Source organism: Streptomyces sp. NBC_01408 (assembly GCF_026340255.1).
Taxonomy (GTDB): domain Bacteria; phylum Actinomycetota; class Actinomycetes; order Streptomycetales; family Streptomycetaceae; genus Streptomyces.
On the sequence record NZ_JAPEPJ010000001.1, the window covers coordinates 793,341 to 814,184 of the forward strand.

Annotated in this window: 22 protein-coding genes; 5 read left to right on the forward strand and 17 right to left on the reverse strand. The window is 72.0% G+C overall.

Annotated elements, in window-relative coordinates; all coding sequences use genetic code 11:
- Positions 1-168 precede the first annotated feature (168 nt).
- Positions 169-927, reverse strand: coding sequence for a GntR family transcriptional regulator (locus tag OG447_RS03585; protein ID WP_266934841.1), 759 nt, complete (start codon positions 925-927; stop codon positions 169-171).
- 127 nt (positions 928-1,054) lie between these two features.
- On the opposite strand from OG447_RS03585, the gene OG447_RS03590 reads away from it, so the two are divergent.
- Positions 1,055-1,219 carry a hypothetical protein gene (locus OG447_RS03590; RefSeq protein WP_266934842.1) on the forward strand — a complete coding sequence of 55 codons (165 nt, stop codon included), beginning with the start codon at positions 1,055-1,057 and terminating at the stop codon, positions 1,217-1,219.
- Positions 1,212-1,499 (forward strand): hypothetical protein, encoded by a 288-nt coding sequence (locus tag OG447_RS03595; RefSeq protein ID WP_266934843.1) that lies wholly within the window; start codon positions 1,212-1,214, stop codon positions 1,497-1,499. Before OG447_RS03590 ends, OG447_RS03595 begins: the two co-directional genes overlap by 8 nt.
- Here OG447_RS03595 and OG447_RS03600 read toward each other — a convergent pair.
- Together OG447_RS03600 and OG447_RS03605 are read right to left on the reverse strand one after the other, a co-directional pair.
- Complete coding sequence (locus OG447_RS03600) at positions 1,490-2,377, reverse strand: polysaccharide deacetylase family protein (protein ID WP_266934844.1); 888 nt, start codon at positions 2,375-2,377, stop codon at positions 1,490-1,492. The genes OG447_RS03595 and OG447_RS03600 overlap by 10 nt on opposite strands.
- Complete coding sequence (locus OG447_RS03605; protein WP_266938738.1) at positions 2,377-3,240, reverse strand: polysaccharide deacetylase family protein; 864 nt, start codon at positions 3,238-3,240, stop codon at positions 2,377-2,379. Before OG447_RS03605 ends, OG447_RS03600 begins: the two co-directional genes overlap by 1 nt.
- Positions 3,241-3,489: 249 nt before the next feature.
- Here OG447_RS03605 and OG447_RS03610 point away from each other — a divergent pair, with 249 nt between their 5' ends.
- Entirely contained in the window at positions 3,490-4,686 is a 1,197-nt protein-coding gene (locus OG447_RS03610; RefSeq protein WP_266934845.1) for a methyltransferase domain-containing protein, read from the forward strand.
- A 75-nt stretch (positions 4,687-4,761) separates the two neighbouring features.
- Here the strand turns inward: OG447_RS03610 and OG447_RS03615 are convergent, their stop codons facing one another.
- From OG447_RS03615 to tsaB, 5 genes are all read right to left on the reverse strand, one after another.
- The gene (locus OG447_RS03615; protein WP_266934846.1) at positions 4,762-5,397 is read right to left on the reverse strand and encodes a hypothetical protein; all 636 of its coding nucleotides are present in this window, start codon (positions 5,395-5,397) and stop codon (positions 4,762-4,764) included.
- A gap of 73 nt (positions 5,398-5,470) precedes the next feature.
- Positions 5,471-5,743, reverse strand: a complete 273-nt coding sequence (locus OG447_RS03620) for a hypothetical protein (protein ID WP_266934847.1) — start codon at positions 5,741-5,743, stop codon at positions 5,471-5,473.
- Positions 5,740-6,921, reverse strand: coding sequence for a tRNA (adenosine(37)-N6)-threonylcarbamoyltransferase complex transferase subunit TsaD (tsaD, locus tag OG447_RS03625; RefSeq protein WP_266934848.1), 1,182 nt, complete (start codon positions 6,919-6,921; stop codon positions 5,740-5,742). Before tsaD ends, OG447_RS03620 begins: the two co-directional genes overlap by 4 nt.
- Entirely contained in the window at positions 6,914-7,423 is a 510-nt protein-coding gene (rimI, locus tag OG447_RS03630; RefSeq protein WP_266934849.1) for a ribosomal protein S18-alanine N-acetyltransferase, read from the reverse strand. Before rimI ends, tsaD begins: the two co-directional genes overlap by 8 nt.
- On the reverse strand, positions 7,420-8,082 hold the full coding sequence (gene tsaB, locus OG447_RS03635) for a tRNA (adenosine(37)-N6)-threonylcarbamoyltransferase complex dimerization subunit type 1 TsaB (RefSeq protein ID WP_266934850.1): 663 nt from the start codon (positions 8,080-8,082) through the stop codon (positions 7,420-7,422). Before tsaB ends, rimI begins: the two co-directional genes overlap by 4 nt.
- A 117-nt stretch (positions 8,083-8,199) precedes the next feature.
- On the opposite strand from tsaB, the gene OG447_RS03640 reads away from it, so the two are divergent.
- Entirely contained in the window at positions 8,200-8,757 is a 558-nt protein-coding gene (locus OG447_RS03640) for a hypothetical protein (protein ID WP_266934851.1), read from the forward strand.
- Positions 8,758-8,831: 74 nt separating this feature from the next.
- Here OG447_RS03640 and OG447_RS03645 read toward each other — a convergent pair whose 3' ends face one another.
- The 9 genes from OG447_RS03645 to OG447_RS03685 all read right to left on the reverse strand — a co-directional run bounded on the left by OG447_RS03645 (position 8,832) and on the right by OG447_RS03685 (position 19,449).
- The gene (locus OG447_RS03645; protein WP_266934852.1) at positions 8,832-9,050 is read right to left on the reverse strand and encodes a hypothetical protein; all 219 of its coding nucleotides are present in this window, start codon (positions 9,048-9,050) and stop codon (positions 8,832-8,834) included.
- A 115-nt stretch (positions 9,051-9,165) separates the two neighbouring features.
- Positions 9,166-9,633, reverse strand: coding sequence for a tRNA (adenosine(37)-N6)-threonylcarbamoyltransferase complex ATPase subunit type 1 TsaE (tsaE, locus tag OG447_RS03650; RefSeq protein WP_266938739.1), 468 nt, complete (start codon positions 9,631-9,633; stop codon positions 9,166-9,168).
- A 49-nt stretch (positions 9,634-9,682) separates the two neighbouring features.
- Entirely contained in the window at positions 9,683-10,864 is a 1,182-nt protein-coding gene (locus OG447_RS03655) for an alpha/beta fold hydrolase (protein ID WP_266934853.1), read from the reverse strand.
- Positions 10,865-10,884: 20 nt separating this feature from the next.
- Positions 10,885-12,021 (reverse strand): alanine racemase, encoded by a 1,137-nt coding sequence (gene alr / locus OG447_RS03660; protein ID WP_266934855.1) that lies wholly within the window; start codon positions 12,019-12,021, stop codon positions 10,885-10,887.
- A 563-nt stretch (positions 12,022-12,584) separates the two neighbouring features.
- On the reverse strand, positions 12,585-14,039 hold the full coding sequence (locus OG447_RS03665; RefSeq protein WP_266934856.1) for an NAD(P)H-hydrate dehydratase: 1,455 nt from the start codon (positions 14,037-14,039) through the stop codon (positions 12,585-12,587).
- A 17-nt stretch (positions 14,040-14,056) separates the two neighbouring features.
- On the reverse strand, positions 14,057-15,958 hold the full coding sequence (locus OG447_RS03670) for a zinc ribbon domain-containing protein (protein ID WP_266934857.1): 1,902 nt from the start codon (positions 15,956-15,958) through the stop codon (positions 14,057-14,059).
- Positions 15,959-16,218: 260 nt separating this feature from the next.
- Entirely contained in the window at positions 16,219-16,590 is a 372-nt protein-coding gene (locus OG447_RS03675; RefSeq protein WP_266938740.1) for a holo-ACP synthase, read from the reverse strand.
- A 124-nt stretch (positions 16,591-16,714) separates the two neighbouring features.
- Complete coding sequence (gene glmS, locus OG447_RS03680) at positions 16,715-18,562, reverse strand: glutamine--fructose-6-phosphate transaminase (isomerizing) (protein ID WP_266934858.1); 1,848 nt, start codon at positions 18,560-18,562, stop codon at positions 16,715-16,717.
- A 107-nt stretch (positions 18,563-18,669) separates the two neighbouring features.
- Positions 18,670-19,449 (reverse strand): hypothetical protein, encoded by a 780-nt coding sequence (locus OG447_RS03685; RefSeq protein WP_266934859.1) that lies wholly within the window; start codon positions 19,447-19,449, stop codon positions 18,670-18,672.
- Positions 19,450-19,772: 323 nt separating this feature from the next.
- Here OG447_RS03685 and coaA point away from each other — a divergent pair, with 323 nt between their 5' ends.
- Positions 19,773-20,822 carry a type I pantothenate kinase gene (coaA, locus tag OG447_RS03690; RefSeq protein ID WP_266934860.1) on the forward strand — a complete coding sequence of 350 codons (1,050 nt, stop codon included), beginning with the start codon at positions 19,773-19,775 and terminating at the stop codon, positions 20,820-20,822.
- Positions 20,823-20,844: the final 22 nt, after the last annotated feature.

Below are 20,844 nucleotides of genomic sequence, written 5' to 3' on the forward strand. Positions count from 1 at the left end.
TCGGTGCGTGCCTAGTCATGACACCGAACGGTGCCTCAGGACTGGGAATTGACCCACACCACCGCGAAAAGGAGGCCCCGTCATGCCCCATCAGATGCCGATGCTCGCTACTTCATCCGGGACGCCGCTGTGATCCAGGGCTCGGGCGATGAGGAACCGCGCCGCGAGTCATGCGTCGAAGTCGTACTCCAGCACGTAGGACGCGGAGTCGAGAGTCATCTCGTTCACCTCGACAGCCCGCCCTCCTTCAGCGAATGCGGTGCGGACGATCTGGATGACGGGGGTGCCCATCGAGAGCGAGAGGCGCTCTGCCTCGGCTGTCGAAGGCATACGGGAGCGGATCTCCTCGCGGAAGTGGACCGGCTTGTGGCCCAGTTCGGCCAGTCGTGCGTACGTCCCACCAGGGCCGGAGTCGATCTGAGTGATCGCGGATTCAGCGACGACGTCCGACGGCAGGTGGGAGGTCGCGAACAGCACCGGCTTGCCGTCGAGTACGAAGCGGCGGCCGCGCACCCAGACCGGAGTACCGGGCGGAACGCCGAGGGCGCCGGCGACTCGGTCGCTCGCCCCTTCTTCACGTACTTCGATCTGGTCGACGACGAGTTGCCGGTCTTCGGTATCGGCGGACCAAATGGACCGGCCCGAGCCCCACTGCTCCTGTGCCAACCGCTGGATGCCGCGCCGCCGCAAGGGACTGAAGGCTCGGACGAAGACGCCGGCGCCCTTCCGTGCCTCTGCGAGGCCTTCGTTCTGGAGTACAGCGAGGGCCTGGCGTGCGGTCATCCGGGCGACGTGGTAGGTGGCCATGAGGTCGTTCTCGCCGGGCAGGCGGTCGCCCGGTCCGTACTCGCCCGACTGGATAGCCGCCCTCAGCGCATCCGCGATCCGCTGGTACTTCGTATGACGGGCACTGCCCTGGCTGGTCATGAACCGATTACTCCTTCGCTTCTCTAGGCACCCTGGGGCCAGAGACGCACCTATTCCACCAGCGATCCGAGAGACATCTCTAGAGAGGCTACTTTGCGAAGTGGCCTCACGGCTTAGGAGTGATCCCATGCGTCAGATTCGCTGCAGCCGCGACGTGCTCGTCATCGGCACCGAAGACACCCCCTCGGCGGGGGTGACTGCGGTGATAGGACACGGCCCGGATCTACTCGACCGGGCACTGGTCGGCTGGGAGCGCTTCCTCGTCACGTTCGAGGGAGTGCCCGATGAGTGAGCGCTACGAGTACGTGCCGCATCGGCTCCTACGGCGCCGCGTCCGCGACATCGCTTCCGGCACCGAGGGCGAGTTGATGGCCGTGATCAACGAGGACGTCTCGGACTCCGCCCTGCGTGAGCGATGGATGGAGCTGGCCTACATCCGCGGCGCCTCCGGCCGCGAATTCACCACCGCGGTCGACAACATCGAGCCCGTCAGGGGCGTGCCCTCGACGGCGCCGAGCCGCTCCCGGAGCCGCGCGGCCATCCGGCCGGGCCCGGGCGCCCCCTACAGGTAGTCCTCCAGGCGCCCGATCCGGTACCCCTGCTCCTGGATGCGTTGCAGCATGCGCGTCGCCATCTGGGTCTCCGTCGAGCCCTTGAGCTCGGACGGGCCCCTGAAGTGGGCCAGGATGATGTCGCCCGGCTTGAGGGCGGAGCCCTCGGCGTACTGGAAGTTGGTGATCTGCATCGACACCCGCCACAGGACCACGGACGAGACTCCGCACTCCGAGGCGGCCCGGAGGGTGTCGTCGTTGTAGTTGCCGAAGGGCGGGCGGAAGAGCGGCGGCCGCTGGCCGAAGCGCTTCTCCAGGCGCTCCTGCTGGCCGCATATCTCGTGCTTCTGTGCCGCGAACGGCAGGGTGCGGAGGTTCGGGTGGGTCAGCGTGTGGTTGTTTATCGTGCTCGCCGAGCCGTTGTCGCGGAGCTTCTCGAAGTGTCCGTAGTCCGACGCGGCCACACTGTCCGTCAGGAACATGCTGATCGGGAGTTTGAGGTCGGCGGCCATCTTCTGGAACTCGGGGTCCTTCTCCGCACCGTCGTCGAAGGTCAGGAAGACTATTTTCTCCCCGGCCGGCACGGGTATTCGGTCCACGACCCGGGCCTTGCCCGCCTCGGGCTTCGGGAGGGCCGGCTTCTGGGCGGGCTTCGGCGCGTACTGGACGGGGGCCGTCAGGCCCCACTTCTTGTACGCCTCGTCCGACGCGCCTCCCGGCGCCGGGCTCCCCGCCGCCGACGGCGGGGCCGGCGACGGGGTGGCGGTGGCCGTGTCCGGCGCGTGTGTCGTCTTGCGGCCCAGCCGTTCGATGGGTTCCACACTGTCCCCGCACCCCGTCAGGGACAGCGCGAGCGCGCCGGCGGCCAGCGTTCCGGCTACCAACCGGCGCGCGTGCATCACAGATAGTCCTCCAAGCGGGCCACGGCGTACCCCTTGTCCGTGACGGTCTTCATGACATGACGGATCATGTCAGGCATCGTGCCCTTCCAGTCCTCCCGTCCCCGGAAGTGCGTGAGGATGATGTCGCCGGGGTGCAGGTCGCGGTCCCACTCCCGGTAGTCCATCCGGTTGGTGAACGCCTCGGCGTTCCACAGCGGCACCGCCTTGATCCCGCAGGCCTTGGCCGCGAGCAGCGTGTCCTGGTTGTAGTTGCCGTACGGCGGGCGGAAGAGCGTGGGCCGCTTGCCGAACTGCTTCTGGATCATGTCCTGCTGGCCGCAGATCTCCTGGCGCTGCTGCTCGTACGAGAGCCCCGGCATGTAACGGTGGTTGAGCGTGTGGTTGTTGAGGACGACGCCCGCCGCCTGCATGCCCTTGAAGTACGGGTAGTTGTCGCGCACGAGGTAGTCGCTGAGGAACGCCGTGTACGGGATCTTCAGCTCCTGCATCATCTTCACGAACTCGGGGTCCTTCTCGGCCCCGTCGTCGATCGTGAGGAAGACGACCTTGTCCTCCGTCGGGATGGTGGTGAAGACCGGCGGCAGTTCCTCCTCTTCGTGGTCATACACCTCGAAGCCATCGCGCGTCTCGATCTCGGGCTTCTCCTTCGGCGCCGCCGGGGCGAGGAGCGGCAGCTTGGCCAGGCGCCACTTCTTGACCGCGGCGAGGCGCGCCTGCTGGGCTGCCTTCTGCCGCTCCGCGGCGGTGCCGAGTGCGCCGGCCGCGGCTTCCGCACCCTTGCCCGTCTTGGCCTTCTCGGCCTTGTCCGGGGCTCCGGACTCCGCGGAGCTGCACGCCGTGCCGAGGGCGGCGACCAGCATCGCGGCCAGCGCCACCCCGAACCGGCCGCGCGGACGTGCCGCGGACCGGTGACCCAGTTGCTTCTTATGTTCCTTTTGTCGGACTAGCTGCATAGCAGCGCATCCTGGCACCGCGCGGGCCGACTCCCCGGAAGACACCGCGACGGGCCGCCCCACCTTCCTCCGGCTGGCCCACAGCGGCCCGTCGCCGCCGGCCCACACCGGCCCGCACCGGCCCCGCCCCACCGGCCCGTCGCCGACAATGGGAGCGTGACCCCCGAAGACTTCGCCGCCCTCCTCACCCCGGAGGGGCGCGCCCTCCTCGACTCGCTCCGCGACTACGACCCCGCCCAGGAGCTGGCCGTCGCCACCCGGCTGCGCCGCGAGCACCCCGCCGGGCTGGTGTCCGCCGCGCTCGGGCAGGCCCGGCTGCGGCAGCGGGCGGTGGCGAAGTTCGGGGCGGAGGACGCCTTCCGGATGTACTTCACCTCCAGCGGCGGCGAGATGGCCACCCGTGCGTCCGTGGCCTCGTACCGCGCCGAGCGGCTCGCGGCCCTCGGCGTACGCAGCCTCGCGGACCTGTGCTGCGGCATCGGCGGGGACGCCCTGGCCCTGGCCCGGCTCGGCATCCGGGTGCTGGCCGTGGACCACGACCCGCTGACGGTGGCCGTCGCGCGGGCCAACGCCGAGGCGCTGGGGCTGGCGGACCTGATCGAGGTCCGGGAGGCGGACGTGACGGACGTGGACGTGTCCTCGTACGACGCCGTCTTCATCGACCCGGCCCGGCGCGGCGGGCGCGGCCGGATCTTCGATCCGGAGTCCTACTCGCCGCCGCTGTCGTGGGCCGTGGCGACCGCCCGCGCGGCGAAGTACGCCGCCATCAAGATCGCCCCGGGGATCCCGCACGAGGCCGTCCCCGCAGAGGCCGAGGCGGAGTGGATCTCCGACCAGGGGGACGTCAAGGAGGCGGTGCTCTGGTTCGGCACCGAGCCCGGGACCGTGCGCGCCACGCTGCTGCCCGGCCCGCGCGCCCTGCACACCGCCGATCCGCTGCCCGATCCGGAGGCCGGGCCGGTCGGCCGCTACCTCTACGAGCCCGACGGCGCGGTCATCCGCGCGCATCTCGTGGCCGAGGTGGCCGAGCAGCTGGGCGGCCGGCTCATCGACCCGACCATCGCCTACGTCACCGCCGACGAGCTGCGCGCGACGCCGTACGCGACCTCGTACGAGATCACCGACGTGCTGCCCTTCGGCCTGAAGAAGTTGAAGGCGCTGCTGCGCGAGCGCGGGGTCGGCGTCCTGACGGTGAAGAAGCGGGGCTCAGCGGTCGAGCCGGAGGAGCTGCGCAAGAAGGTGAAGCCGCAGGGCCCGAACTCGGCGACGGTCTTCCTGACCCGCGTGGCGGGGGCCCCGTCGATGCTGATCGGAGCCCCGACGGGGGCGCCTGCGGCGAAGCCCGTACGGTGATCCGCCGCTGGGCCGGGGCGGGGGCGGTCCCGGGCTGCGCCCGGGCTTCCGGGGCTCCGCCCCGGACCCCGCGCCTCAAACGCCGGCGGGGCTTGATTCTGCCCGGAGGAAGGCTCGTACGGCCCAGCGGTAGTGGGCGGCGGCCTTCGCCACGCCCAGCAGTCCGGTGATCCAGAGGATCATGCCGAGGCCCATGTAGTACGCGACTTCGCCGTACGTCTCCTCCCCCGGCCGGGCCGACACCGCGACGCCGAAGGTCAGCCAGAGTCCGGCCGCGGCCAGTACGAAGGAGGCCAGCAGCCAGGTCAGGCTCCGCCCGGGCGCGCGCACCTGACGGTCGGTCGCCGGGTCCCGGTCGGCCTCGGCCCACGCGCACAGCAGCCGGCGCACCTGGCGGTCGCGCCGGGCGCCCCAGGCGAACCAGAACCCGGCGGGGACCAGCACGCCCGCGCCGAGCACGACGAAGACGATCCCGAGGAGGCAGGAGACGAGGTCGCCCTCCTCGAAGGCCATGAGGGCCATGCCGACGAAGGACCAGCCGAACGCGAAGACGGCGGAGACGGACCAGAGCAGCAGCAACCGTCCCAGGCCCAGGCTGCGTTGGCCCAGGTCCAGCAGGAACCGCGCGCGGTCGGCCCGTACGGCCGTCTCGTCCAGCCAGGCACGCAGGTGCGCGGGAGGCGGCGGGGGCGGCAGGTCACGGCGAGGCATGCACATGACCATAGCGGCACCGCGTCCATGCATGGTCGAGTCCCCCGCCAGGAACGTGTGCCCGGCGGGCAGGTCAGTCCTCGTCGACCCCCACCGACTCGAACCGCCAGCGGTGCACCGCCCGCGTGATCAAGTCGGGTGCGGGTTCCGGCAGTTCGGGCAGATCCGCGCTCACGCCCTCGGCCGTCTCCCACCAGGTGATCACGAGCACCCGGTCCTGCGGGGCCCGGAACACCTCGCGGCGCACCGGCTCCCGGGCGAGGACCTGCGACCGGGCCCACTCCAGCAGTTCGGTGCCCCGGCCGTCGGCGGCCCGGGCCTCCCACATCAGCGCGACAGTGCTCACGAGTACAGGTTGTCCTTGCTCAGCTCGTGCACGTGGTCATGATCGTGTCCGTGTCCGTGTCCGTGTCCGTGCGAATGGCCTTGCGCGTGTCCGTGGCCGTCCGCCTTGCCCGGCCCCTCGCCCTCGCCCGTTCCGACGCCCGGCACGTGCGGGTCCGTCACCGGCAGCGAGGAGTCCGCGGACAGGTCCCAGTCCGAGGCCGGCCGGTTCCGCTTGACCATCTCCGCGCCCAGCGCCGCCACCATCGCGCCGTTGTCCGTGCACAGCCCCGGCCGCGGCACGCGCAGGACGATCCCCGCGTTGTCGCACCGCTCCTGCGCGAGCGAGCGCAGCCGCGAATTGGCCGCGACGCCGCCGCCGATCATCAGGTGGTCGACGCCCTCGTCCTTGCACGCCCGGATCGCCTTGCGCGTCAGCACGTCCACCACGGCCTCCTGGAAGGACGCGGCCACATCGCGCACGGGCACGTCCTCGCCCGCGTTCCGCTTCGCCTCGATCCAGCGGGCCACGGAGGTCTTCAGCCCGGAGAAGGAGAAGTCGTACGCCGCGTCGCGCGGGCCCGTCAGCCCGCGAGGGAAGTTGATCGCCTTCGGGTCGCCCTCGCGCGCGAGCCGGTCGATGACCGGTCCGCCGGGGAAGCCCAGCTGGAGCACGCGCGCGATCTTGTCGAAGGCCTCGCCCGCCGCGTCGTCGATGGTCGCGCCGAGCGGCCTTACGTCGGAGGTGATGTCGGGGGCCAGCAGCAGGGAGGAGTGCCCGCCGGACACCAGCAGCGCCATGGTCGGCTCCGGCAGCGGCCCGTGCTCCAGCTGGTCCACGCAGATGTGCGAGGCGAGGTGGTTCACCCCGTACAGGGGCTTGCCCAGCGCGTACGCGTACGCCTTGGCCGCCGAGACGCCGACCAGCAGCGCCCCCGCGAGTCCCGGTCCGGCCGTGACCGCGATGCCGTCGAGGTCGCGGGCGCTGACCCCGGCCTCCTTCAGGGCGCGCTCGATGGTCGGGACCATCGCCTCCAGGTGGGCGCGCGAGGCCACCTCGGGCACGACTCCGCCGAAGCGGGCGTGTTCGTCGACGCTGGAGGCGATCGCGTCCGCGAGCAGGGTGGTGCCCCGGACGACGCCGACGCCGGTCTCGTCGCAGGACGTCTCGATGCCGAGGACGAGCGGTTCGTCAGCCATTGCTCTCACTGCTCTCAGTTCTTGCTTGTGCGGGGTCGGTCAGTCGCATGACGAGCGCGTCGACGTTGCCGGGCTGGTAGTAGCCCCGCCGGAAGCCGATGGGCTCGAAGCCGAAGCGCTCGTAGAGCTTCTGGGCCCGGGAGTTGTCCACCCGTACCTCCAGCAGCACCTCGGCGCACTCGAAGGCGGTGGCGGCGCGCAGCAGGTCGGTCAGGAGCCGGGCGCCGAGCCCGGTCCCCCACTGGTCGCGGGCGGCCGCGATGGTCTGTACGTCGGCCAGGTCGCCGGCGGCCGCGAGCCCGGCGTAGCCCACGAGCCGGCCCGAGGGGTCCTCGGCGACGACGTACCTGCGGGTGGCGTGCGGGCCGCGGGCGTGGGCGAGCTCGGACCAGAACATCCCCGCGGACCAGGCGTCCTCGGGGAAGAGCTCGTGCTCCAGTTCCAGCACCGGCTCGATGTCCCACCAGCGCATCTCGCGCAGCACCGTGCTCACCGCGGTCACTGTGGGGTGACCACCTTGTAGTTCTTGGGCACCTGCGCGTCGGGCCGGCGCAGGTAGAGGGGGACGGGGGGCAGGAACTCCTCCCCGGCGGCCAGCCGCTCCGCGGCCAGCGCGGCCAGGGCGGCGGCCGACTGGTGCTCGGGGCCCCGCGCGTCCGGGAACACCTCCGGGTACAGGAGTGCGCCCTGGCCCACCGCGGGCAGCCCCGCGACCTGGTCGGCGATGTCGGCCGGGCGGTCCACGGCGGGCTCCGCGACGCGCGTGCGCGGGTCCTCGTAGCGGGCCCAGTACACCTCCTTGCGCCGGGCGTCGGTGGCCACGGTGAAGGGGCCCTCGATTCCGGCGGTCCCCGCCGCGTAGGCGAGGCCGTCCAGGGTGCACAGGCCGTGCACGGGCACGCCGAGCACGGCGGCGAAGGTGGAGGCGGTGACGAGGCCGACGCGCAGCCCGGTGTAGGGGCCGGGGCCGACTCCGACGACGATGCCGGTGAGGGCGTCGAGTTTCAGCCCGGCCTCGGCGAGCACCTTGTCGACGGAGGGCAGCAGCAGCTCCCCGTGGCGGCGGGCGTCGACCTGGTTCGACTCGGCGAGGACGGACTCGCCGTCGTACAGGGCGACGGTGACGGCGGGCGTGGCGGTATCTACAGCGAGCAGGAGCACGCGAACAGCCTACGACTCCCGGCAGCGGGGGCCTTGCGGCCGGGCACCGGGCAACCCGGCTGCTACCTTTCGATCGAGGTGGACAAGTCGAGCGTTCGGCACGGAGGGTGGAGCAAGGTGGCACGCAGCAGCTCGGGAATCGTGGCCGGGCTCACCGCCGCGGCAATCGCCGTCGTGGGCTTCCTCGGCTACCAGGCCTCGGCGACGGCTCCCGCACATCCTCCGAAGGCGGCCGAGCAGGCCCCGGCCCCCGCCGAGAACCCGGTCCCCGCCAAGGTGGACCCGGCCAAGCCGCTGCCCGTGCCGGCCGATTCGGGCAGCGGGGTGCGCGTCGTGTACTCCGTGGGCCAGAAGCGGGTGTGGCTGGTGGGAGACGCGGGGCAGGAGCCCAAGTCCTTCGCGGTGGTGCCGAGCACGGTGCACCCGAAGGCGGGGAGCTACTCGGTCAGCTCGCGCTCGGGCGCGGTCACCGGATCGGACGGGGTGCCGATCGAGCACGTCGTACGGTTCGCCGGTTCGGACGGCGTGGTGGTGGGTTTCAGCGCCCGGGTGGACGGTGCGACGCCGGAGCCGGACCCGAACAAGAAGACCGGCGGCATCCGCATGTCGCGCGCGGACGGTGACGCGATGTGGGCCTTCGCGACGATCAGCGCGAAGGTCGTCGTCGTTCCCTGACCGGCTCGGCGGCCGCCGTCGGTCCCGGACCCGGCTCCGGCTCCCGCTCCCGCTTCACCCGTACGCGGTACGGCTCAGGCCGCTTCGGACTCCGGAGCGGCCTGTTCCACGACTCCGCCGACCCCCGTCGCCCTGCCCGCCGCGACGGCCCCGGCCGCCCCGTCGTCGTACTGGGCGTCCTGGCGCGCGGGCGGCGTGGAGACGGCGCTGGCGGCCAGGCCCGCGGCAAGCAGCGCCCGCATCGACACGGCGGACGGCCGGGGGTCGCGCTGTGCTCCTGCTGGTGCCGACATGGTGCCTCCTGAACCCGGGGACGCCGAACTTAGGCATACCTAAGAAACTCTCGGTACCATGTCACCACGTGCGCTGCCAATAGCGCAATATCTTGCCGACCTGTTGTCGGTACGTTTACTCCGAGAGGACGCCGGCCAGGGCGTCGAGCCCCGCTCCCGCGGACCAGCGCGCCCCGACGCCGCGCAGCGAGACCTGCCGTACGTCGTCCAGCACCTCCTCGTGGCCGACCGCCCGGGCGATCACCACGTGCAGCCGGTCGTCGGAGAGCTCCTCCACCTTGCCGTCGCCCCATTCCACGACGACCACGGACTCGGGCAGCGAGACGTCGAGGTCCAGGTCCTCCATCTCGTCGAGCCCGCCGCCCAGGCGGTACGCGTCCACGTGCACCAGGGGCGGCCCGTCGCCCAGCGAGGGATGCACCCGGGCGATCACGAAGGTCGGCGAGGTCACGGCCCCGCGCACGCCCAGGCCCTCGCCGAGGCCGCGGGTCAGCGTGGTCTTGCCCGCGCCCAGCTCCCCGGTCAGCAGCACGAGGTCGCCGGGGCGCAGCAGGCCTGCGATCCTGCGGCCCAGGTCCCGCATCGCGTCGGGGGAGCCGATGGTGACGACGGTCTCGGTGGGGAACCCGGTCTCAGGCGCCGGTGCCGGGCTGCGCTGTGCTTCCAGCGGTACTTCTTCCATGTCCGCCAACGTTAGTCGCTGCGGGCACCACCCCCGTGCGCGCCAGCAGATCGGTCAGCAGCCCGGTCACGGTCTCGGGCTGCTCCAGCATCATCAGGTGCCCGGCGGTCTCCAGGACGGCCAGTTCGGCGCCCGGCAGCGCCTCCTTGATGGCCTCGCTGTGCGCGAGCGGGGTGATCATGTCCCGGGCCCCGGCGATGACGGTGACGGGGATGTCCGCGAACCGCTGGAGCGCGGCGGTCTTGTCGTGGGCCTGGAAGGCCGGGTAGAACTCGGCGACCACGTCGATCGGGGTGGCCTCGATGAGCCGTTCCGCGAAGCGGGCGATGGCCGGGTCCACGTCCCGGGAGCCGAACGAGTACATCTTGATCATGCCGGCGAAGAGGTCGGCGGTGGCCCTGCGCCCCTTCTCGACGAGTTCGACCTGCGAGCCGAGGGCCTTGAGCACGCCCGGCAGGAGCCTGCGTACGGCGCCCACGCCGACGGACGGGAGCCCGTACGTCACCTCGCCGAGGCTGCCGCTGGACGTGCCGACCAGGGCCACGCCGACGACGCGCTCGCGCACGAGGTCGGGGAACTGCTCGGCCAGTCCCATGATGGTCATACCGCCCATCGAGTGACCCACCAGGATCAGGGGGCCCTCGGGGGCGGCGGCGTCGATGACGGCCTTCAGGTCGCGGCCGAGGTGTTCGATGGTGACCGGTTCACCGTCCGCCTGGGCGATGCCGCGCGCGCTGCGGCCGTGGCTGCGCTGGTCCCAGTACACGGAACGGACCACTCCGCGCAGGGCGGCGCGCTGGAAGTGCCAGGAGTCCTGGCCGAGGCAGTAGCCGTGGCAGAAGACGACGGTGGCCGGGGGCGCGGACTTGCGCCTCAGGCGGCGCTTGGCCACGCCGTCGCCGGGCAGCTCGTCGACCTCGTAGTAGATCTCGGTGGCGTCCTCGGCCCGGCAGGTCCCCTCGGTGCCGCGCAGGGAGCCGTAGTCCCCTGCGGCGTCGAGCGCCAGGCGCGCCTCCCTGCGCATGCCGCGCCCCACGGTGATCCGCTCGACCGCGACACCGGCCGCGGCGCCCGCCGCCAGCACGCCGATGGCGGCGCCGGCCCAGCCGGCCTTGCGCCAGTTCTCGCTCACGCCGCCGCCCTCACTCCGCCTCAGCGGCCCAGGTACACCCGGGGCACGCGCCCTCCGATACGGGTGACGATCTCATACCCGATCGTGCCCGACGCCTCGGCCCAGTCCTCGGCGGTGGGTTCGCCGCGCCGGGCGTCCCCGAAGATCACGGCTTCGTCGCCGACCCGGGCGAGGTCCTCGCCCAAGTCGACCACGAACTGGTCCATGGCGACCCGTCCCGCGACGTGGCGGATCTTGCCGCCGACGAGGACGGGCCCGCGGCCCGACGCGTGCCGGGGGATGCCGTCGGCGTACCCGGCGGGGATGAGCGCGAGGTTCGTCCCGGTCTCGGTGACGTAGTGGTGTCCGTAGCTCACGCCGTGCCCGGCGGGGACGTTCTTGACCAGCGCGAGGGAGGCCTTCAGGGTCATCGCGGGGCGCAGGCCCAGCTGGGCCGGGGTGCCGAGCTCGGGCGCGGGCGAGACCCCGTAGACCGCCAGTCCGCAGCGGACCAGGTCGAAGTGGGACTCGGGGAGGGTGAGCGTCGCGGGCGAGTTGGCGATGTGCCGGACCTCGGGGTCGACGCCCTCCTTCTCGGCGTACGCGAGCATGTCGCGGAAGGCGGCGAGCTGGAGCTGGATCGACGGGTGCCCGGGCTCGTCGGCACAGGCGAAGTGCGACCAGACGCCGGTGACCTGGACGGTGCCCTCGGCCTGGGCGGCGACGGCCGCCCCGACGAGGTCCGCCCAGTCGGCGGGCTGACAGCCGTTGCGGCCGAGCCCGGTGTCGGCCTTGAGCTGGATGCGCGCGGTGCGGCCTGCGGCGCGGGCGGCGGCCCGTACCTCGTCCAGGGCCCACAGCCCGCTGACGGAGACGTCCAGATCGGCCTCGACGGCTTCCCGCCAGGGCCCGCCGGGGGTCCACAGCCAGCACATGATCCGGCCCTCGACCCCGGCGGCGCGCAGCGCGAGCGCCTCCTCGGGCGTGGCGGTCCCGAGCCATGCGGCCCCGGCCTCCTGGGCGGCCTTGGCGCAGGCCACGGCCCCGTGCCCGTAGGCGTTCGCCTTGACCACGGCCATCAGTGCGGCCCGGGGCGCCCGCTCGCGCAGTGCGCGCACGTTCTCCCGCACGGCGTCAAGATCGATCTCGGCGTACACGCGCGTCGGTGTCTCGTTCATCGCCCACAGTCTCTCAGACCCCGCGGTGTCCCTTGCGGGGCTTGGCGGGGTGTGCGGCGCCGTTGCACGGGGCTTGGCGGGGTGTGTGCGTCTGCCGCGCCGCTGCACGGGGCTCTGCCCCGGACCCCGCGCCTCAATCGCCGGCGGGGCTGGGTTTGGCCTTGGCCCTGGCGGGGGCTTGGCGGGGTGTGGGGCGGGGCCGCTCCGGAGCGTCTCCTCGGCTCGCGCACTTAGCCCCGGCTACGCATGTGCGGCCTGGGTTGCGCGCTCGTCCTGCGGGGACTCTCCTGCGCGACCCCGCCCCACGCCCGGGCTTCGGAAGGCGAAGCCGTGGTGGAGGGGAGTGGGGACGCGCAGGGTTGTCCCCGCAGGACGAGCGCGCAACCGGCCTGACCCTTCTTGATCGGGCTCAGTGCGCGAGCCGAGGAGACAACCCGGAGCGGCCCCGCGGACCGACCCCACCGACCAGGCCGCCTGGCAACCCCCAGAGGCGAAGCCAGGGCCAAATCCAGCCCCGCCGGCGTTTGAGGCGCGGGGTCTGGGGCGGAGCCCCAGGGGCCCGGCTAGGCCTGGCCGCAGCCGAACCCGACACCGCCGAGCCGCCCGCAGGGCTCACGGCAAACTGCGCGCCACGCGTCCGGAAGGGCTTCGGCGACCTGATGGGCCAGGACCGGCGCCCCGGCCCCGGCGACCCCGCGCCCGGCCAGCCCGTGCAGGTACGCCGCCACCGCCCCGGCATCCGCCCCGGACAGCCCCGCCGCCAGCAGGGACCCGGCCAGCCCGGACAGCACGTCCCCACTGCCGGCGGTGGCCAGCCAGGAGGTCCCGGTCGGGTTGACCCTCACCGGGACCTCGCCGGAGGCGACCAGCGTCGTCGAGCCCTTCAGCAGCACCGCCGCCCCGTACCGCTCGGCCAGCGCGCGCGCCGCGGACAGCCGCCCCGCCTCCACCGACTCCCGCGGCACGCCCAGCAGCGCCGCCGCCTCCCCCGCGTGCGGGGTCAGCAGGGTGGGGGCCGTCCGGGCCCGCAGCAGCCCGGCGTCCAGCCCGCGCAGCCCGTCCGCGTCGACCAGCACCGGCACGTCCTGGGCCAGCAGCTCCGCGACCTCCCCGGCGCGCCCCTCCCCCAGCCCCGGCCCGGCCACCCAGGCCTGCACCCGGCCCCGCCCGATCAGCGTCTCGGGGTACCGGGCGAGCACGGCCTCGGCCGCGGGGCCCGCGTACCGCACCGCACCCGCGCCGCCGCGCAGGGCCCCGGCCACGGCCAGTACCGCCGCGCCCGGGTACTGCGCGGACCCGGCGAGGATGCCGACCACGCCCCGCCGGTACTTGTCGCTCGACGCTGTCGGCACCGGCAGCAGCCGTGCCACGTCGGCGTGCTGGAGGGCTTCCGCCTCCGGGGCCGGCAGCTCCAGCCCGATGTCCACCAGGTGCACCGCGCCCGCCGCGGAGGCGCCGGGGTCGATGAGCAGACCGGGCTTGTACGCCCCGAAGGTCACCGTCACGTCGGCGGCCACGGCGGGCCCCGCCACTTCCCCGGTGTCGGCGTCGACGCCGCTCGGCAGGTCCACGGCGACGACGGGCACCCCGTGCGGGATCTGCCCGGCCAGGGCCGCGGCCGCCGGCCGCAGTCCGCCCCGGCCGCCGATCCCGAGCAGCCCGTCCACCACCAGGTCCGGCCGGTCCGGTACCGCCTGCGCCAGCCGCCCGCCGGCGGCCCTGAGCGCGGCCAGCCCGCCCGCGTGCAGGCGCTCCGGATCCATCGGCACGGCCGTCACCCCGGCCCCGCGCCGGGCGAGGCGCGCTCCGGCGTACAGCGCGTCCCCGCCGTTGTCCCCGGGCCCGACCAGCAGGGCGACCCGCGCCCCGTACACCCGGCCCCGACGCCGGGTCAGCAGCCCGGCGCACACGGCCGCCAGCCCGGCCGCCGCCCGCTGCATCAGGGCGCCTTCGGGCAACCGGGCCATCAGCTCCCGCTCGGCGGCCCGTACGGTCTCCACGCTGTAAGCAGTACGCATGGGAACAGCGTCTCTGATCAGCTGAGTGATCCCATGTCAGACATAGTGTCTGGCAGGGGAGTTTCCCACCGTGAAGGGGTGGCGTGGGCATGCAGGTGGAATCCCGCGCCCAGTGTCGCTCCCCGTGGCCGGTGTCGGCTGGTGGTGGGTGTGCTGATCGTCGTCACGTCCTGGTGCCGATGGGCTGCGCGGGGCAGTCCGGGCCGGCCCGTGTGAGCGTGTCCCTCCGGACGCTTGCCCGCCGGGCCTTGCGGCCCGGTGGGGGAGGGTGCCCTGCGTCGCCTGGGCGCGGGGCGTGTTGCCTTGTGCCGGGTGGGGCCGGTCTTGGACCGGTCCCGGCTGGTCTTCGGTGCGGCCGCTGTGATGACCGCTGCCGTTTCGAGCTCGCCAACGGTGCTGCGGATGGCCAACGCACCTGTCGTGCGGTCGGTGCCGGTCTTGGTCTGGTGGGTCAGGCCACGGGCGGCGATGCGTTTCCATGCGCCCTGGTCTCGGTCGCCCTGGTATCCGCAGGAGGGGCAGACGGCCCACTTCCAGCCCGGGGTGCTGGCCCGGTCGGGGGCTTTGCGGTGCCGTAGAGGGGTCAGGCAGTACGGGCAATGTTTGGAGGTGCCGCGGGCCGGGACGCTCACGATGGCGATGCCTGCCTCGGCGGCGACATGACGCATATGCTCGGCGATCCGCCCACGAACCGCTTGGGACAGGCGGGTATTCATGGTGCGGCCCATACCCTTGGCTTCCATCGACCGCAGGTCTTCGAGGTAGATGACGCTTGCCCCGGCGGTGATGGCCTGATCCACGGCCCACCGTGCGGCAGCCCACGCCAGAGCGTCGCCCAGGTTCGAGCGGCGCTCGGACACATGGCGGATCTCATCGAGCAACAGCGTGTGCTTGCTGTTCAGCGCTGGATCGGGGGAGCTACCGTCGGTTAGGCGTCGGTACTGGTCTGCCTTTGCGTGCAGGTGCTCGGACAGTCGGCGCAGACGGTGCTGCTTGGCGAGCACCCCGGCGGCCCGGAACTGGCCACCGGAGCCGAGGGCCGTGATGGTGCCGTCGTCGTGCAATCGGGCGGCCCCGGCGGACAGCAGGGTATTCACGCCCCAGTCCACACAGAGCGCAACAGTATGCCCGGTACGTCGGGGTTTGGGCACGGCGTGAGTGTAGGCAAGGTCAGCGCGCACGAAGCCGCTGCGGGTGCGCAGGGTGGGCAGGTGCAGCAGCGCAGCGGTCGGGATCGTCGGCGGTAGGGATACCGGACAGGACACCCATGTCCAGTCCCGGTAGGAGCGCGGATCGGGCCGGGTCGGTAGTTGCAGCCGCAGCAGCGCCCGCCCCGGTTCGCTCCCGTGACGTCCGATGGTGGCCTGCTGTCCGTCGCAAGCGGACAGCAGCAGCATCCGCGCAGCCCGGGGCGCGGCCTCCAGCTCGAACACATCCACCGGCATCCGGCCACGCTGCTTCAAGAAGGAGGCGACCTGCCGGGTGCGAGCCTTGATCACGCCGCCCGGCAGAAGCTGCCCTCCTGGAACGGCCTCGCGGACGGCCTCCCACTCCTCATCAGTGCGCTTTGCGGGGTCAGCGGGCCACGTCTTGAGGACTCCTGCCGTGAGATCGGCTCGCCACTTCGCCGAGCGCAGTGCGCGCCCGGCCTGCTCCTGCGCCATCCGAACGATCCGGTCGTTGACACGGATTCCCTTGGGCGCGCTGACGGTCCAGCCTAGGCGGCGCAGGGCCATCCAGGCATTCGACGGCAGTTTCCGGCCCTCGCCGTCCTCACCCGAGGCGAGGGTATCCACGTCGGCTGCGTTCCCGCGCGCGGCCATCAGCTCGGTGGCCATACCGGAGATCAGATCAGCGGCCCATCCCACGCGCTCCGCGAGTGCAGTCGCGGTCAGGACTTCACAAGTCTCCTCATCCACACCCCTACACAGGAGGCCACGGGCGCAAGAGGTACGGGACGTCTCGCCGCTCGCGAGCGGAATTCTCCGACCCACAGTCCCGCCCCTCCCCACCCGTGATGCTGTCATCGGATCAACGACACCACTGCGGAAGAGTCACACATTCGACCCACGTACCTACATGCGACAGCCGCACCTAGCAGGCCGACCGCCGACCGCACATAGACGATCACTACGGATACCTGATTCATCACGTGAGCCAGCCTGCCCCACGGCGGGAGTCATCCCTCGGCGATCACCACGGCCGAGGCGATACCGGCGTCGTGGCTGAGCGAGATGTGCCAGGACTTCACGCCCAGGGCGAGCGCCCGGGCCTCGACCGTCCCGGACACCCGCAGCCGCGGTTGTCCGGAGGGTTCGACGCAGACCTCGGCGTCGGTCCACAGCAGCCCGGCGGGCGCGCCGAGCGCCTTGGCGAGTGCCTCTTTGGCGGCGAACCGCGCGGCGAGCGAGGCGGTCCCGCGCCGCTCGCCGCTCGGCAGCGTCAACTCGGCCTCGACGAAGAGCCGTTGTGCCAGGTTCGGCGTACGCTCCAACGCCGCGCCGAACCGGTCGATCTCCGCGACGTCGATCCCCACGCCGATAATCACAATGAACCAGCCCTACTCAGCCACTCACTCCACGGTCACCACTGCGCCCATTGTCGGCGACCTGCTCCGCTCGCTCCGCTCACTCCACAGTCACCACTGCGCCCGATTCGTCGATGACCTGCTCCGCTCACTCCACAGTCACCGACTTGGCGAGGTTGCGCGGCTGGTCCACCTCGTTGCCCCGCGCCGTCGCCAGCTCGCACGCGAACACCTGCAACGGCACCGTCGCCACCAGCGGCTGGAGCAGCGTCGGCGTCGCCGGGATGCGGATCAGGTGGTCGGCGTACGGGACGACCGCCTCGTCGCCCTCCTCCGCGATCACGATGGTGCGCGCCCCGCGCGCCCGGATCTCCTGGATGTTCGACACGATCTTGTCGTGGAGCACCGACCGGCCGCGCGGCGACGGTACGACCACCACCACCGGCAGGTCCTCCTCGATCAGCGCGATCGGGCCGTGCTTGAGCTCGCCCGCCGCGAAGCCCTCGGCGTGCATGTACGCCAGCTCCTTGAGCTTGAGCGCGCCCTCCAGGGCCACCGGGTAGCCGACGTGCCGCCCCAGGAAGAGCACGGTGTCCTTGTCGGCCAGGGACCGCGCGAGCGCCCGTACCGGCTCCATGGTCTCCAGGACGGTGTCCACGGCGGCGGCGATGTCCGACAGCTCCCGGATCACCGCCTCGATCTCGTCGCCCCACTTGGTGCCCCGGACCTGCCCGAGGTAGAGGGCGACCAGGTAGCAGGCCACCAGCTGCGTCAGGAAGGCCTTGGTCGAGGCGACGGCCACCTCGGGTCCGGCGTGCGTGTACAGCACGGCGTCGGATTCGCGGGGGATCGTCGAGCCGTTCGTATTGCAGATGGCCAGCACCTTGGCCCCCTGCTCGCGCGCGTGCCGGAGCGCCATCAGGGTGTCCATGGTCTCGCCGGACTGCGAGATCGCGACCACCAGCGTCCGCTGGTCCAGGATCGGATCGCGGTAGCGGAACTCGCTCGCCAGCTCCGTCTCGCACGGGATGCGGGTCCAGTGCTCGATGGCCAGCTTCGCGATCATGCCCGCGTGGTAGGCCGTACCGCAGGCCACGATGACGACCTTGTCGACCTCCCTGAGCACCGAGGCGGGGATGCGCACCTCGTCGAGGGTCAGCGAGCCGTTCGCGTCGATCCTGCCCAGGAGGGTGTCGGCGACAGCCTTCGGCTGCTCCGCGATCTCCTTGAGCATGAAGTAGTCGTAACCCCCCTTCTCGGCCGCCGAGGCGTCCCAGTCCACGTGGTACGCCCGCACGGTCGCGGCCGAACCGTCGAAGTTGGTCACCGAGACCCCTTCGCGGCGAAGCTCGACGACCTGGTCCTGCCCCAGCTCGATCGCGGACCGGGTGTGGGCGATGAACGCGGCCACGTCCGAGGCGAGGAAGTTCTCACCTTCTCCAACGCCCACCACCAGGGGCGAGTTCCGGCGGGCGCCGACCACCACGTCCGGCTCGTCGGCGTGCACGGCGACCAGGGTGAAGGCGCCCTGAAGCAGCCGGCACACCTGTCGCATGGCCTCCGCGAGGTCCCCGGCGGCGGCGAAGTGCTCGGCCAGCAGATGGGCCACGACCTCGGTGTCGGTCTCGGACTCCAGCCGGTGGCCGCGCTCGGCGAGTTCGGTGCGCAGCGCGGCGAAGTTCTCGATGATGCCGTTGTGTACGACGGCCACCCGGCCGGAGTTGTCCAGGTGGGGGTGGGCGTTGACGTCGGTGGGCCCGCCGTGGGTCGCCCACCGGGTGTGCCCGAGGCCCGTGGAGCCGGCCGGCAGCGGTCGCCCGACGAGTTCCTTCTCCAGGTTGACGAGCTTGCCGGCCTTCTTCACGGAGACGAGGTCCCCGTCGGCGAGGACGGCGACGCCGGCCGAGTCGTAGCCGCGGTACTCCAGCCGCTTGAGTCCGGCGATGACCACATCGAGCGCCGACTGCGCTCCCACGTAACCCACAATTCCGCACATAGGCAGCAGGGTACGCCGTAGTCAGCTGTCTGCCCGGTACCTGAACAAGACGAAACCCCGCCCCGGCGAATGCGCCGGAGCGGGGTTGACGTTCACCTCGCGAGAGGTCAGACGAGCTTCTTGCCCTGCGCCTCGATCAGCGTCTTCGGGAACACGGCGGTACCCGTCAGGCTGATCGACGAGAGGGTGGCCAGCGTGTTGCCCTTGCGCGCCACGGTCAGCAGGACGGTGCTCTTGTCGCCGTCCTCCAGGTCCATGGTGAGGACGAAGCTGACGGACTCGTCGCCCACGGAGACGGTCTCGCCGGGCTTGACGCTGTCGAACTTGGTGACCTCGGTGCCCTCGGTGACCGAGAAGCCGCCCGCGCACGCCTGGCCGGCCGACTTGATGGACGCCAGCGTCTCCTCGGCACCCTTGGCGTCGTACGAGGAGAGGCCGGTCAGCGTCGTGGTGATGCCGATGGCGTTCGTGATCGCCGCCGCCTTCTCCTCGGCGGTCGCGTCCGGGCCGACCTCCTTCGGCTTGGCGCCGAAGGCCGTGAGCGCGACACCGGTGGGCGTGCCGATCTTCTGCTGGCCGTAGGCCTGGAGCAGCACCTTGCACTCGGGCTTGTCGGTGGTGCCCACGGCGGCGCCGGACGCGGAGGCCTTGGTCGCCGCGTCCTTCGCCTCGATGTAGTCGGGCAGCTCGGCCTGCGTGACGAGCAGCGGAGCCAGCTCGGCGTCCGTCTTGCCCTTCGCGGCGGGCGCGGCCGACGCCGCCGGGGCGGACGGCTTGGCGTCCGCCTTCTTGTCGTCGGCCTTGTCGGCGCCGCAGGCGGTGGCGAGCAGGGTCAGGGACACCGCGGAGGCGGTCAGGACGGAACGGCGGACAAGAGCGGAACGCACGAAGAATCTCCCCCAGGAAGTACACAGACGGCGCACGGACAGTGCACAGAAAACAGTCAGGGCAGCCCGAAGGAAGTACTCCGGGGCTGCGGTGATCCACAATGTACGGCTCCGACCGATCGCCTGATCGACATTTTCGGCCGTCGGCGCCGATCGTGACCCGGGCGAGATCCGCGCTGCCCCCAATCGAGACCGGAGCCCCTACAACCCCGGCGCCTCACGCCCCCGGCGGCCCTACCGGCCCCTCGCCCCCCTGCACCAGCCCCCGCGCACGTGACCGACCACACCACCCACAACCGCCGCCGAGCCCCGACAATGGCGGTGTGATCACTTCGCCGCCACGAAGCAGCACGCCGGACAGCGCAACGGAGCGCACCGGTCCGGGCGGGCCTTCCGGGCGCCCGGCCCACCGCCGGGCCCCCGACGCCTCCCCGTACGTCGACCTCACCCGCGCCGAGTGGAGCGCCCTGCGCGAGCGCACGCCGCTACCGCTCACCGCCGACGAGGTGGAGCGGCTGCGCGGCCTCGGGGACGTCATCGACCTCGACGAGGTCCGCGACGTCTACCTCCCGCTCTCCCGCCTCCTCAACCTGTACGTCGGTGCCACCAGCAACCTCCGCGGCACCCTGAACACCTTCCTCGGCGACGCGGGCAACGGCCACGGCGCGCAGCAGGGCACCCCCTTCGTCATAGGGGTCGCCGGCTCCGTGGCCGTCGGCAAGTCCACCGTGGCCCGGCTGCTCCAGGCGCTGCTCGCCCGCTGGCCCGAGCACCCGCGCGTGGAGCTGGTCACCACCGACGGTTTCCTGTACCCGATGAAGGAGCTCCAGCGCCGCGGGCTCACCTCGCGCAAGGGTTTCCCGGAGTCCTACGACCGCCGCGCGCTCACCCGCTTCGTCGCCGACATCAAGGCCGGCAAGGACGAGGTGCGGGCCCCGGTCTACTCGCACCTGATCTACGACATCGTCCCGGGCGAGGAGCTCGTCGTACGCCGCCCGGACATCCTCATCGTGGAGGGCCTCAACGTCCTCCAGCCGGCCCTCCCGGGCAAGGACGGCCGGACCAGGGTGGGTCTCGCCGACTACTTCGACTTCAGCGTGTACGTGGACGCGCGCCCCGAGGACATCGAGCGCTGGTACCTCAACCGGTTCCGGAAGCTGCGCGAGACGGCGTTCCAGAATCCTTTCTCCTACTTCCGCAAGTACACGCAGGTCTCCGAGGAGGAGGCCCTGGAGTACGCGCAGACCATGTGGCGGACCATCAACAAGCCCAACCTGCTGGAGAACGTGGCCCCCACCCGCGGCCGGGCCACCCTGGTCGTCCGCAAGGGCCCGGACCACAAGGTGCAGAAGCTGAGCCTGCGCAAGCTCTAAGGGGTGTCCGGTGGGTCAGGGC

What these genes read in the sequence shown, in the direction of transcription:
- tsaD (WP_266934848.1), bottom strand. Translation starts at nt 6,921, where the DNA reads ATGGCTGACGAACCGCTCGTCCTCGGCATCGAGACGTCCTGCGACGAG.
- alr (WP_266934855.1), bottom strand. Translation starts at nt 12,021, where the DNA reads ATGAACGAGACACCGACGCGCGTGTACGCCGAGATCGATCTTGACGCC.
- glmS (WP_266934858.1), bottom strand. Translation starts at nt 18,562, where the DNA reads ATGTGCGGAATTGTGGGTTACGTGGGAGCGCAGTCGGCGCTCGATGTG.
- OG447_RS03605 (WP_266938738.1), bottom strand. Translation starts at nt 3,240, where the DNA reads ATGCTGGTCGCCGCCCTCGGCACGGCGTGCAGCTCCGCGGAGTCCGGA.
- tsaE (WP_266938739.1), bottom strand. Translation starts at nt 9,633, where the DNA reads ATGCGGGACCTGGGCCGCAGGATCGCAGGCCTGCTGCGCCCCGGCGAC.
- OG447_RS03615 (WP_266934846.1), bottom strand. Translation starts at nt 5,397, where the DNA reads ATGCCTCGCCGTGACCTGCCGCCCCCGCCGCCTCCCGCGCACCTGCGT.
- OG447_RS03600 (WP_266934844.1), bottom strand. Translation starts at nt 2,377, where the DNA reads ATGCACGCGCGCCGGTTGGTAGCCGGAACGCTGGCCGCCGGCGCGCTC.
- OG447_RS03585 (WP_266934841.1), bottom strand. Translation starts at nt 927, where the DNA reads ATGACCAGCCAGGGCAGTGCCCGTCATACGAAGTACCAGCGGATCGCG.
- OG447_RS03665 (WP_266934856.1), bottom strand. Translation starts at nt 14,039, where the DNA reads ATGCGTACTGCTTACAGCGTGGAGACCGTACGGGCCGCCGAGCGGGAG.
- OG447_RS03645 (WP_266934852.1), bottom strand. Translation starts at nt 9,050, where the DNA reads ATGTCGGCACCAGCAGGAGCACAGCGCGACCCCCGGCCGTCCGCCGTG.
- OG447_RS03590 (WP_266934842.1), top strand. Translation starts at nt 1,055, where the DNA reads ATGCGTCAGATTCGCTGCAGCCGCGACGTGCTCGTCATCGGCACCGAA.
- OG447_RS03595 (WP_266934843.1), top strand. Translation starts at nt 1,212, where the DNA reads ATGAGTGAGCGCTACGAGTACGTGCCGCATCGGCTCCTACGGCGCCGC.